Origin of the sequence: Paenibacillus sp. B2(2019) (assembly GCF_008370385.1) — a bacterium.
Classification (GTDB): domain Bacteria; phylum Bacillota; class Bacilli; order Paenibacillales; family Paenibacillaceae; genus Paenibacillus_AQ.
The window spans coordinates 1,125,477-1,138,413 of record NZ_VTZR01000002.1 but is presented as its reverse complement, the minus strand read 5'-3'; the positions used below and the strand labels follow the sequence as shown (position 1 = coordinate 1,138,413).

Below are 12,937 nucleotides of genomic sequence, written 5' to 3'. Positions count from 1 at the left end.
TTTACCTGACAACTGCCCTTTCTTTATTTCGTCTTTGGCTCCAGCGTCAAAAGGATTTATCGTCAGAAGAATTTTTCAAGTTAGTAGAGAACCTATATTCAAAAGGGATTACACCCTATTTTAAAGAATGAGTCTGTCATTCAAACCAAATCCTCATAAGGGTCCGCATTCTGTAAATACAGACTTCTGCAAGTTTTTCTTCAGAGAGATTGCTTTTGTTTGTGATACGGTTCACCGAGATATTTTTTAAGAATTATTCTTCGGTAAAGAAAATCGAGACCATTCAATTGGATAAAAACCATTGATCTAGTTGACTAGATCAGTGGTTTTCTATTTTTTTTGTAGATTTTTATATAATATATCCTCTTTCCAAAACTCCATAACAGAAGACAATAAATCCCTAAATGATCACATATAATGGAAGTTCGTTTAACGATATACTTTTATGTAAGCGTTAACATTCTGTTGCAGGAGGTGGCCATTAGTCGTGTATGCTCGTATCATCACTCTTATGAATAATCTAAGACTCAGAACGAAGTTATTTCTGTCATTTGGCTGTGTTGTTCTAATCCCGGTCTTAATTGTAGGGCTGTTCCTTACAAATGAACTACGGAATATGGCAATGGCTAATGCGCTTGAGCAGATTACCGCCAACGTCGATCGAGTGAAAAAACGGACTGGCGAAATGCTCAACATCCCGCTTGATATTGCTTATCGCCTATCGAATGATAGCCGGCTTGAAGAGGTTGCCAATCATCGTTATGAGTCTGTCTATGATGTTGTTGAAGCTTACTGGAACTATCCTGATTTCCGTGATTTTGTTCGACTATACAACGAAGTTTCCAGTATCCGCTTATATATCGATAACCCAACGGTTCTCAACAACTGGGAGTTTCTACAGACGAATGAGAGTGTTACGCAGGAACAATGGTACCAAACCGCACTAGCCCAAAGGGGACTGGTCTGCTGGAATTATATTCGAGACAACCGTAATGGACAATATTATTTAAGTCTAATCCGAAAGGTCAATTTTTTTAAGGCGAGAACCACCGGTGTGCTAGTCGTGAATGTGAATACCAAAAAGCTCAATGCGATCCTCAACCAAGAATCTTTTGAAACTCTTATTATGGATGAGAACGACAATATTGTCGCCTCAAATCGTGTAGATACACAAGATAAATCACTGTCGAATATTGACCTAGCAACCTTATCCGCTACAGGGCAAGGTCCCCACGATGTAACCATTGATGGCAAACCCTTCAAAATGGTGATCGATCACTGGCAACCCGGAGGAAGCTTGAATAGCCTGCGTATCATTTCCATTTTTTCTGTAGCAAGCATCGTCGATGAGCCCAACCGAATTATCTTTCTAGCTTCAATTGTAATTCTTTCGGCAATGATTATGGCTATTCTGTTGATTTACTATGTCTCACGGCTACTCACCGGAAGGATGCTACATTTGAGCAAACATATTTCTAAGGTCGCTGCGGGAAATTTAGGAGCCACGCTTGTTATTGACGGTAAAGATGAAATCGGTCAGCTTGCCAGACAATTCAATCATATGGTTCGGAACATTAATGAACTAATGAGTGAGGTACAAGAATCTAATCGACAGAAAAATGCGACTCAGCTTAAGCAAAATGAAATTAAATTCAAGATGATGGCCAGCCAGATCAATCCTCACTTCCTCTTCAATGCCCTAGAATCAATCCGCATGAAAGCTCTTGTCAGAGGACAAGCGGATATTTCTCAAGTCGTTCGACTGCTGGGAAAAATGATGCGTAAAAACCTTGAGGTCGGCAATGGGAGGATCAGTCTGCAAAGTGAGCTAGAAACCGTAAACAGTTACCTAGTCATCCAAAAATTCCGCTATGATGACAGACTCACTTATGAGCTACTTGTGGACCCAAAGGCGAATCCTTTTCAAATTCCCCCTTTAATTATTCAGCCCCTGGTAGAGAATTGTGTCATCCACGGATTGGAGAATCGAATTGAAGGCGGCATGGTCCGGGTGGAAATCCGCTTAGAAGACAGTTATCTAAAGGTTCAGGTATCTGACAATGGAGTGGGTATTTCAAAAACACGGATACAAGAAATTAGGAAGATGTTGAATAACAATGATGACTATGAAACTAATAATATTGGGATGCGCAATATTCATTTGCGGCTGCAGCTGACCTACGGTCCACAATTTGGGCTGACCTTAGCAAGTCAAATCGGATTCGGAACGCAAATCAGCTTTGCGATTCCATTAAGGAGTGATTCTTATGTATAGCGTGTTGATAGTGGATGATGAGCTGGCGATCCGTGAAGGACTAGTTGCTCTGCTAGACTGGGAGAGTATTGGATATCAAGTCATCGATTCCGCCGCAAATGCCATTGAAGCTAAACATAAATATGAACTTTACTCCCCTGATTTAATGATCGTAGATATCCGTATGCCCGGTAGAGATGGTCTAGAGCTTGTTGAAGAGCTGAGAGCACTTGATCCGGAAATGCACATCATCATCCTCAGTGGCTATGCGGATTTTAACTATGCTAAGCGAGCGTTATCCTTTGGCATTGATACCTATTTGCTCAAGCCTGTAGATGAAGATGAACTACAGCTATACTTGGAGAATCTGTCCATTGAGCTGGATGCACGTATTACTGATCGTAAGAAACAGGCCGCAGTCAAAGTATGGAACCGGGAAATGCTAGTTCAATCCTTGTTAATGGATCGAAGTGCGCAGACTCCGTCAATAATGGATGCAACCATTCTTGAAGCAGAACTACTATGGGATTCCTATCAAGTGGTTCTGATTAGGCTGATACTTCAGGACAATGCGGATCATGGACCTTCAACAGTCGTAAAGGCGAGACTTGCAAAAAGCTTTGAAGAAAATAACTGGGGCATAGTATTCTTGCTAGATTCTTATTTGGGGGTTCTGCTTCAGCCCTCATTTCAGAAAGAACTTGTACATAAGTTAATGGTCCAGAATATACAGCAAGTAGTATTTGACAATGAACTTGAATGTATCATCACCGCAGGTGATATGGTGAACTCTCTGGAGGATATCTCCGTCTCCCACCTATCGGCGCTGGCAAGGATGAAAGAGCATTTCTTCTATGACGAGACGGGGATGATTGGACCGGATTCCATGAAAATAAAGAATGGGCTGACAGTTAGTTCAGAGGAAATAGAGAACAGGCTGGAGTCCGTTCTAGAACGGATGTTTTTTTGTATGGATACCGGCAATTGCGCGTTACTTTTCACCCTGATTCAAGAAGCTGGAGAACTTATGATTACCGCCGATTATTCCGAGATGGCCGTGAAATCGCGTTATGTGCGTATCGTCTCTTATCTACTCAACAAACTCTCGTTTCAATATAAGGAGCTGAGTCCTCTGCACAGCAACATGGATGAGCAAATTGAACAAATCTATAAACATACCTCTCTGCCTCAATTGCAGCGCTATGCCTCCACTCTTCTTGAGTATTATGCAAAAGGCATTACCCGCGACGATATGGAGGTCTTCCTAAAGCGGATGCTGGATCTCATCCATCGACATTATAATAAGAATCTTAAGCTCGACACGCTAGCGGATGTATTTAGTTATAGTAGCGCTTATCTAGGGAAGCTTTTTAAGAACAGCACGGGGTATTCCTTTAACAGCTATCTAGATAATGTCCGCATGGAGAAGGCCAAGGAACTGCTTACTCAAGGCTACAAAATCCATCAGGTCGCAAACGAAGTGGGCATCAGTGATGTAGATTATTTTCGTGAAAAATTCAAGAAGCACGAAGGTGTCTCTCCCTCCGACTACCGCAGAAAGAATTGAAAAAGACTCAATATTTTTCAGAAAACGCTTACGAAAATAACAGATATACCCCTGTTTTTTATATAAAATATTCGGGTGTTTCTTTCACTTTCTGTAGATTATGATTATGGCATATCGAAGGAGGGACATAAATGAAAGCGATTACCTCAAAAACTCAACCGGAGCTGAAGAAGCCTGTTTCACGCTTTTGGCCAACTTTTATACAGCAGAAATACCTCTATATGATGGCCTTCCCATTTGTGCTCTGGGCATTTGTATTTAATTATTTGCCTTTATGGGGCTGGACGATGGCTTTTCAGAAATATAAACCCGGGAAATCCTTTTTCGATCAAAAATGGGTCGGCTTACAGTACTTCAGAGAGCTTTTTCAGGATGATCAATTCTTTAATGCACTTCGCAATACACTCGCTATGAGCATCATGGGCTTGTTGGCTGGATTCATTATTCCCATCATTTTTGCTATCCTTCTTAACGAGCTACGGCTTCAGTTTCTGAAACGGTTTGTACAGACAGTCTCCTATCTCCCCCACTTCGTATCTTGGGTGGTTGCTGCCGGAATTATTACCAAGATGCTCTCTACCGATAACGGTGCGGTAAACGACCTGCTGCTAAGTCTTCATCTTATTAGTGAACCTATACAATTCATGGCTAAAGGTCATTTATTCTGGGGGATCGTCACAGCTTCTGATGTTTGGAAGGAAACCGGGTGGAACACAATCATTTACCTTGCAGCCATCTCAGGTATAGGTCCAGAGCTTTATGAAGCAGCAAGAGTAGATGGTGCAAGCCGCCTGCAGCAAGTACGAAACATTACACTTCCAGGTATTCAGACAACCATCATTATTCTGCTCATTATTTCCATCGGGCATTTAATTAGCATTGGGTTCGAGAAGCAGTTCCTGCTAGGCAATAACCTGGTGCGCGACTACTCACAGACGCTGGATCTGTACGCATTGAACTACGGGCTTGGCATGGGCCGATTCTCCTTCGGTACAGCCATTAATATCTTCAATTCTGTGGTAAGTGTGATTCTGCTGTTTGTCGCCAACGGGATATTCAAAAAAATAACCAAAGAAAGCATCATATAGGAGGCCCTTATGCTAAGTAAAAAACTGGCCGCCGTGTCATGGTCGGACCGCATCTTCGATCTGGTAGTCTATATTGCGATCACTGTAGTGACCATAGTTACGCTATATCCTTTTCTGAATGTGTTGGCAATTTCCTTTAACGACTCCACTGACAGCATTAAGGGTGGAATTACGATATATCCACGCGTCTTCACTATTAAGAACTATGAGACGATCTTTGCCTATTCCGGGCTGATGACCGGACTCAAAATCTCTATATTACGTACGGTGATTGGCACGATTCTTGGGTTGGTCAGTGCCTCCATGTTAGCTTTCACTCTGAGTCGGGTAGACTTCCAAGCCCGAAAGTTCGTCTCTACATTTCTCGCGCTTACGATGTATGTCTCAGGTGGTCTCATCCCTGGCTACATTCTGATTAAAGATCTTCATATGATAGGAACCTTTGGCGTGTATGTCCTCCCCGGTCTAGTCAGCGCATTTAATGTATTTGTCATCCGTTCCTTTATCGATGGCTTGCCCTATGCGCTGCAGGAATCCGCTAAGTTGGACGGGGCTAATGACTTCACGATTTATTGGCGGGTTATTCTTCCGCTGACCAAACCTGCGCTGGCAACCATCGCTCTCTTCCTCGCCGTTGGCCAATGGAATTCATGGCTTGATACTTATCTTTACAATGGTTCCAAGGATGCGTTGACTACCCTCCAGTTCGAGCTAATGAAGGTCATACAGAGTACGACAACTAATGCAGACAATTTCCGAGGTCGCAATATGACAGAGGTTATGGCACAAATTTCTCCGGAATCAGTCAAAATGGCAATCACGATCGTAGTCACTGTGCCTATTCTAATCGTCTATCCGTTTTTGCAGCGCTACTTTGTTAAAGGTATGACTTTGGGTTCAGTAAAGAGTTAGTACGCTAATGGTATAAGCAGGCTTAGCCTGTATACACAATACATTTTTTGACCAGAAAAAGGGAGGGTTTCTATTCATGACAAGAAATACAGTAAAATCGCATGTGATGTTGATGGTCTTGACTTTACTAATTAGTGTGCTGGCAGGTTGTAGCGGATCAGGCAACAAAACGACTGATAACAACGCAGGAACTAAACCAAGAAATGAAGTTAGTGCCACTGCAGAGGCTACCGCGGAAGCAACTGCACAAGCCGAAGATTTAAGCCCGCTTACACTCTCCTTCTTCGCTGAAGATCCAAATCCGAACTGGAACAATATGAAAGACGACATCAGTAAAGTGATTACAGAGAAAACAGGCGTCACACTCGATGCGGAATTTGCGGTAGGTGATCCACAACAAAAAATCGCCTTAATCGCTGCTGGTGGTGATTATCCGGATATCATCTCTGCCAAAGCTGATATCGGTAAACTTGTAGATGCTGGAGCAGTCATCGATTTAACGGAGTTAATCGACAAGTATGCACCAAATATTAAACGTGTGCTTGGTGACAACCTTGCCCGGGCAAAATACACGAATGAAGACCAATCGATTTATGCCATTCCTACCTGGGCAGCGGTTGATGAGAAGAAATTCGTGGCTGGCGGCGGATTTGAGCTTCAACATCGCGTCTTGAAGGAAGCCGGATACCCTGAAATCAGAACAGTCACCGATTATGAGAATGTAATTAAAGCCTATCTTGAGAAACATCCAACTGATGAGAACGGCAACAAGAACATCGGAGTCTCCCTGAACGCGGATGATTGGCATATGTACATTTCCGTCACTAACCCTGCTGTTGCAACGACAGGCGGTTCGGATGACGGGGAATATTACGTAGATCAACAGACACATGAGGCGATCTACCACTTTCGCCGTCCGGAGGAGAAAGAGTATTTCCGCTGGCTGAATCATATGAATGATATCGGATTGCTAGACAAAGAGAGCTTCGTGCAAAAGTATGACCAGTACAAAGCTAAAGTAGCCACAGGACGTGTGCTTGGCTTGATTGATCAAGATTGGGATTATAATGATGCTCAACAAGCGTTGAAAACGGCAGGAAAGTTCGATCAAACTTATGGTCATTATCCGGTAACATTAACGAAAGAATACAAGGAAACTAGCTTCTGGCCTACCGGCTTCATGGGTGGTTATGGCATCTCGATCTCCAGCACAAATCCGGATCCGATTCGTACAATTAAGTTCCTGGATTTTCTCGCTTCTGACGAAGGACAAATCTTGAATAACTGGGGAATTGAAGGTAAGCATTATGTGGTAGAGAACGGCAAACGGATCGTTCCGACAGATGTACAAGATCGCATCAACAATGACAACACAGCCTTCACCAAGGAGACAGGAATCGGCTTCTACTGGAATATGATGGTTCATTACGGAGACGGCGCTAAGGATGCAAGTGGAAATTATTACACTAAAAACTTCCCGGAACAACTTGTACTTGGGTATAGCGATGTTGAGAAAGAAACTTTAGCTGCCTACAAGGCAACCACTTGGAAGGATCTATTCCCGAAAGAAGAAGAATTCACTGAAAAGGCCTATGGTGCAGCGTGGAATATCGCGATTCCAGGTGAAGATGAGGTCACCATTTTAGGTAACAAAATGAGAGATATTACATGGAAACGTATTCCGGAAGCCATTCTTGCCAAACCAGCAGATTTCGATAAAATCTGGGCTGACTACATGGCAGCTTTGGAGAAAGCCGGAGTAGAAAAAATGGAGAAAGGCTATACCAAATATGTGCAGGATCGTGTTGCCTTATGGAGCGCTAAATAATAACACTTTGAGCCGAGCGGATATCCGCTCGGCTCTTTACGTTTTGCACTGCTCAATTCTCCAGAATAAATCACCTCCAAGAATGGCATTATAAGGTAGATGTGGGTCCGGTTTATTTAGGAGGATGAGGAAAATCAAAACAAATATTACGTTTATTCAATCCATCATGATTATTATGCTGAGTACAGGCCTTCTAAATCATGTCATTATCATCCCCATCCTATTGGACGCGGCAAAACGTGACGCCTGGATCTCAGTGCTGCTTGCTGGGGCATGTGCGCTAGTTTGGATCTTTATCCTGCACATTAGTACTACTAAAATCAAAAAACAGCATCTTTTCGCTTGGCTGGCTAAAGCTTACCCTCCTATCGTGAGCCGTATTCTTGCGGTAGTCGCTAGTGTATACTTGTTTGTCTTATGCATGATTACAACTAGAGACACTGTATACTGGGTGCATCTGACCTTCTCACCAGAGACACCTATACTGGTCCTTACGTTTGTATTACTTTTGATTTCTGTGATAAATGCTTATTTAGGTATTCACTCGCTCGCGAATACCGCTGCTATTTTGCTGCCTTTTGTTATTATATTGGGTTTTTTTATAATGTTCTCTAATACAACTCATAAAGATTATTCCTTATTAAGACCGATGCTTGAGCACGGTATGCAGCCCGTTTGGAAAGGGAGCGTGTACGTAGGAGCAGGTTTTGTTGAGGTCATCATGCTTTTCTTTATGCAACATCACATCAAATCCCGATTGTCATATCTATCGTTTATGATCATGATCCTGCTTATCTTAGGTTTAACCATGGGTCCGATAATTGGTGCAATTGTTGAATTTGGTCCGGATGAGGCTGATAAACTCAGATTTCCCGCGTATGAAGAATGGAGATTGCTGACGATTGGACAATACATTGAGCATCTAGATTTTTTTAGCGTTTATCAATGGTTCAGTGGTGCTTTTCTGAGAATTTCTCTAACTATGTTTCTAATTCTCGATATACTCCAAATTCAAAGTAAAAAAGTGAAAATGTTGGTTCTTGGAAGCATTTCTTTTGCTATTGTAGTGTTCACAGCCATTCCATTTAGTGACCATTTTTTTCTGAGTATGTTAGCTCACTATGTACTTCCCTTTTCTTTTTGGGGGGTACTCGCTTTTTCTGTAATTATTGCAGGGCTGATTAGCTTGGCTCAACGAAAGGGGAAAGCAACATCATGAAAGAGCCTGAGCAAAAGGAATCCAATACGTTCGAGGATGTGTTCACACGAGTATTTGGTTCAAGTTCAGACATTAAGAAACTAACTATCTCTTTGTCTGACTCGGACAATGCCGTTCAACTGGTGTATTGCCAGGGGTTGTGCGATGAAATCAAAGTGGAAGAATATATCATACCGGAATTAAAAAAGATCCCGGAATCTATTCTCACATCATCTGAACTCGATCTTATGCAAAAGGTTCCGTTTCACATGACCCTCCTTCCATCAAAAGAGATTAATGCTTCAATGATTGATACTGTGCTTAATGGTGATCTTTTCCTTCTTTTTACGCCATCGAATCAATACTATGTTGTGAAATTGGCTGATCCACCTAAACGGCAACCTGAAGAACCCAATACAGAAGTGTCAACAAGAGGGCCTAAGGATGGCTTTACGGAAGAATCATTTACCAATATTGCCCTTATTCGAAAAAGACTCAAGACCGAATTATTGGCTGTTGAACAATTCAGTATTGGAATCCAAACCGCGACTGAAGTTCATCTTTTATATCTCAAGGAGACGATTAAACCTCATGTACTAAATGAGATCAAGTCAAAACTAGCCAGTATTCAAATCCAGGGATTGGTGAGTAGTACCCAGCTTGAAGAAAGCCTAACTGGATTTTCATTTTTTCCATTATTCGCATATACGGGCAGGCCTGACTATGCTGCGAATTCACTGCTTCATGGCAAATTTGTGCTCTTGACGAATGGTTCACCTACGGTGATTATTGCGCCAGTGAGCTTTAGCTTTTTGTTGAATACTTCGGAAGATGCACATATGGTAAATGTTTTTGTTGGTTTTACTAGGTTGTTAAGAGTATTCGGAGTAATGCTTTCCTTATTTTTACCGGGCTTTTGGGTTGCACTCACTACGTTTCATCAGGATCAAATTCCCTTTACGTTGCTTGCAACGTTAGTGAATTCGAGACAGGGAGTGCCTCTTCCAGTTCCCTTGGAGGCGATTGTGATGCTCATTTTATTCGAGATTTTTCGGGAAGCAGGTATGAGATTACCAACTGCTTACGGCCAGACCTTATCGGTAGTAGGAGGTTTAATCATCGGTCAGGCAGCCATTAGTGCCGGCATTGCAGGTCCAGGTACGATTGTGGTTATAGCCATTTCAGTATTGGCCACCTTTACCTTGGTGAATCAGTCATTAGTTAGCGTCGTTAGCTTGCTTCGAATTGCGGTGCTCTTGATTAGCGGGTTTCTGGGGTTATTTGGTACGATGACAAGTCTGCTTGCACTGATCCTTTTTATGGTCAATTTGCGTTCATTCGGCACCTACTATCTTTCCCCTCTATCCCCGCCGCACTTCAAGGAATTTTATAAGGTTATCTTCAGAATGCCGTGGGGTAAGGGAAAGTTCACAGACAATACGGGAAATAAAGGACGAGGACGATCATGAAATTGATCCGATGTATTCTTGTTACCTCTCTGCTCTCCATGCTGCTTACAGGTTGTTGGGGATCAAAGGAAATTGAACATATGATCTATGTAAATACATTAGGAGTCGATTATGTAGATAACAAAGTCGTTGTTTATATCCAAATGGTTAACTTTAGTGGCATTGCAAAGAAAGAAGCGGGTCAGACCCAAGAACAAAAAACCTTCATCGGCAAAGCAGAAGGAGATTCGTTTGATACCGCAATCTTTAATTTATATGCTACTAGTCCACAAAGAATTGTCTGGAGCAATGTGAAAACGATCGTATTTAGTGAAGCTGCACTAAAGGAGAGTAGGGTTATCAATCAAGTTTTAGACGTGTGGGATCGATATTATGAATTTCGTTATACTGTTTGGACAATGGCAACCAAAGATCCCATGGAAAAAGCGCTGACTACTCCGTCAATCGCTGATCTATCGGTAATTTACTCGCAGCTTAACAGTCCCATGCGAACCTATGAACAGAGCTCAATTATCGCTCCGCTGTATCTGTACAAGTTTATATGGAAATGGAAAGAGAAAGCCGAAACGGTTCAATTGCCTTTTATTGAAATTTCGCCAGACTGGACCAGCAACATCGCACCTTCTCCGAACATTAGCACGACGGGGATCTGTTTTCTGCAAAATGAGCAATTTCGTGGCTGCCTGAAGTCCAGTGATATTTTAGGGGTTCGATGGTTGGAAAAAAAGACGCAAAGGACGCCTCTGTTTCTCAAAGAAAAGCAAACCGTGCTTGCTGTGATCGTTATGAACAAAATTAAATCTTCTATTCATCCTAAGATGAAGGATGGCAAACCTGCCTTCGACATAAAAGTTTCTATGCAGGGCACTCTTCCAGAGTTGAGTGCAAATCTCAATAAAAATGATCTTGAACTGAAAGCGATAAAAGAAATTAATGAACAGATTATGGAGACTTACTTGAAAGGTTTAGAAATAAATGCTGATGTCTATGGACTATCGGGCATATTCTATCGCAACCTTCCGAAGGAGTGGAACAAATTGAATGATAAGGGAGTCTTACCGCTCGATTCAAGTAGCATCGACAAGATTGATATCAAGGTGAATCTGACCAGTGGTGGGATATCTAAGATGGAGTAAACTCAGATGAGGTGATCAACTAGAGGCTGATGAACAACTTTTAATAATTAAAAGTTGTTCATCAGCCTCTTTACTTGAAATGATTAAATATATGTATCTTTCTACTCAATAGTTATGACTTGTGCTTTTACACCTTCTCTACAGAAGGAAGAATTCATAGTTATAACGAATAACAGTATATCAAAATCTTTTAAAACTGGTGGGAGAGCTACTATGCTGTATGTAAAGGATATTTTGCTGCAATTATTGTTTGCCCTAACTCCCTTTGTCCTTTATACGATTTACTATCGTGACAAAGCCGTAAACTATTCAAAACAATTCATTACGATTACCTGTATGATTTGCCTTTTTATGTCGATGACCTTTCCTGTTAGTGTACAAAATGGAATCATATTCGACATTCGATACGTGATCATGTTTTTCGGAATGGTGTATGGCGGCATAACTACTGGAGTGTTTCTTCTCGTTGAGTTTCTAACATACCGCTTGCTTATAGGTGGGCAGGGACTATTTTCCGCGATTATTATCCTCTCCATCACCTTTACCTTATCTACCCTCTTATCCATCCTATACCGTCGTCGTTCCGAATATCGAAAACTGATTACCTTCATTGCAGGGATATGCTTTTCCATTATTCCAATAGGTACTATGTATGCCACGGAATACCAATACATGATACAGCATTTAAAGTTCAATATCCTCGTTATGCCCGTGCAAAACTTCCTCGGAATTTGGATATTGATTTCCCTTTTTAATAAAGCAGTTTCTGATAAGGAATTATATCTCAGGTATCTTCAAAGCGAAAAATCGGAGACGATCGCTCATGTCGCAGCCTCTCTAGCCCATGAAGTTCGTAATCCACTTACAGCCGTAATGGGATTTTTAAAATTATTGAAGGATGATTCGATCACAAGAGAAAAGAGTCAGAAATATATTGAAATTTGCCTTGAAGAGATTAAGCGGACAGAAGTTATTCTTTCTGAATATTTATCGATAGCTAAACCCAATCATTCAATGGTAGAGAAAATTGAACTTGTGCAGCAAATCTACTCGATTGTAGATATCATAACTCCATACGCCAATATGAATAATGTTACTTTGGAGATCCAACATTTAGAGGATAAACTATATGTATCTGCAAACCCTACTGAAATCAAACAACTATTCATTAATTTTATAAAAAATGCGATAGAAGCTTGCTCTGTTCAAGCAACAGGTAGTGTAAGCATCCATATCGAGCGTCAATCCAATTTGGCAAAAATAATAATAAATGATAATGGGGTTGGAATGAGTAGCGAGCAAATGGAGCGACTAGGTAGCATTTATTTTTCAACTAAAAGCAAAGGAACGGGCTTAGGACTTACGCTTTCTTATCAACTGATCCGTTCGATGAACGGTGAGGTAACTGTACGAAGTAAATCAGGAGAAGGAACTGAATTTATTCTCTCCATTCCATTAACTGACTGAGTACGGAGTACCTACATA

At 41.5% G+C, this 12,937-nt stretch carries 9 protein-coding genes; all 9 read left to right on the top strand.

Going from position 1 to position 12,937, the window contains the following annotated elements:
* Nucleotides 1-511 precede the first annotated feature (511 nt).
* The 9 genes from PAENI_RS05550 (at nucleotide 512) to PAENI_RS05510 (ending at nucleotide 12,919) form a co-directional block, all read left to right on the top strand.
* Nucleotides 512-2,275 carry a cache domain-containing sensor histidine kinase gene (locus tag PAENI_RS05550; RefSeq protein ID WP_262495507.1) on the top strand — a complete coding sequence of 588 codons (1,764 nt, stop codon included), beginning with the start codon at nucleotides 512-514 and terminating at the stop codon, nucleotides 2,273-2,275.
* Nucleotides 2,268-3,821: a response regulator transcription factor gene (locus PAENI_RS05545; protein WP_149644535.1), complete on the top strand. Its 1,554-nt coding sequence runs from the start codon at nucleotides 2,268-2,270 to the stop codon at nucleotides 3,819-3,821. Before PAENI_RS05550 ends, PAENI_RS05545 begins: the two co-directional genes overlap by 8 nt.
* A gap of 131 nt (nucleotides 3,822-3,952) precedes the next feature.
* Entirely contained in the window at nucleotides 3,953-4,909 is a 957-nt protein-coding gene (locus tag PAENI_RS05540) for an ABC transporter permease (RefSeq protein WP_149644534.1), read from the top strand.
* 9 nt (nucleotides 4,910-4,918) lie between these two features.
* The gene (locus tag PAENI_RS05535) at nucleotides 4,919-5,821 is read left to right on the top strand and encodes a carbohydrate ABC transporter permease (RefSeq protein WP_149644533.1); all 903 of its coding nucleotides are present in this window, start codon (nucleotides 4,919-4,921) and stop codon (nucleotides 5,819-5,821) included.
* A 76-nt stretch (nucleotides 5,822-5,897) separates the two neighbouring features.
* Nucleotides 5,898-7,649, top strand: coding sequence for an ABC transporter substrate-binding protein (locus PAENI_RS05530; protein ID WP_149644532.1), 1,752 nt, complete (start codon nucleotides 5,898-5,900; stop codon nucleotides 7,647-7,649).
* A 124-nt stretch (nucleotides 7,650-7,773) separates the two neighbouring features.
* Entirely contained in the window at nucleotides 7,774-8,868 is a 1,095-nt protein-coding gene (locus PAENI_RS05525) for a GerAB/ArcD/ProY family transporter (RefSeq protein WP_149644531.1), read from the top strand.
* Complete coding sequence (locus PAENI_RS05520; protein WP_149644530.1) at nucleotides 8,865-10,316, top strand: spore germination protein; 1,452 nt, start codon at nucleotides 8,865-8,867, stop codon at nucleotides 10,314-10,316. The genes PAENI_RS05525 and PAENI_RS05520 overlap by 4 nt, the downstream gene beginning before the upstream one ends.
* A complete protein-coding gene (locus tag PAENI_RS05515; RefSeq protein WP_149644529.1) occupies nucleotides 10,313-11,452 on the top strand; it encodes a Ger(x)C family spore germination protein in 1,140 nt (379 codons plus the stop codon). Before PAENI_RS05520 ends, PAENI_RS05515 begins: the two co-directional genes overlap by 4 nt.
* 213 nt (nucleotides 11,453-11,665) lie before the next feature.
* Nucleotides 11,666-12,919 (top strand): sensor histidine kinase, encoded by a 1,254-nt coding sequence (locus PAENI_RS05510; protein ID WP_149644528.1) that lies wholly within the window; start codon nucleotides 11,666-11,668, stop codon nucleotides 12,917-12,919.
* Nucleotides 12,920-12,937: the final 18 nt, after the last annotated feature.

Bases quoted from the DNA above. Each gene is read 5' to 3' on its own strand.
- PAENI_RS05550 (WP_262495507.1), top strand. From the start codon at position 512: ATGAATAATCTAAGACTCAGAACGAAGTTATTTCTGTCATTTGGCTGT.
- PAENI_RS05545 (WP_149644535.1), top strand. From the start codon at position 2,268: ATGTATAGCGTGTTGATAGTGGATGATGAGCTGGCGATCCGTGAAGGA.
- PAENI_RS05540 (WP_149644534.1), top strand. From the start codon at position 3,953: ATGAAAGCGATTACCTCAAAAACTCAACCGGAGCTGAAGAAGCCTGTT.
- PAENI_RS05535 (WP_149644533.1), top strand. From the start codon at position 4,919: ATGCTAAGTAAAAAACTGGCCGCCGTGTCATGGTCGGACCGCATCTTC.
- PAENI_RS05530 (WP_149644532.1), top strand. From the start codon at position 5,898: ATGACAAGAAATACAGTAAAATCGCATGTGATGTTGATGGTCTTGACT.
- PAENI_RS05525 (WP_149644531.1), top strand. From the start codon at position 7,774: ATGAGGAAAATCAAAACAAATATTACGTTTATTCAATCCATCATGATT.
- PAENI_RS05520 (WP_149644530.1), top strand. From the start codon at position 8,865: ATGAAAGAGCCTGAGCAAAAGGAATCCAATACGTTCGAGGATGTGTTC.
- PAENI_RS05515 (WP_149644529.1), top strand. From the start codon at position 10,313: ATGAAATTGATCCGATGTATTCTTGTTACCTCTCTGCTCTCCATGCTG.
- PAENI_RS05510 (WP_149644528.1), top strand. From the start codon at position 11,666: ATGCTGTATGTAAAGGATATTTTGCTGCAATTATTGTTTGCCCTAACT.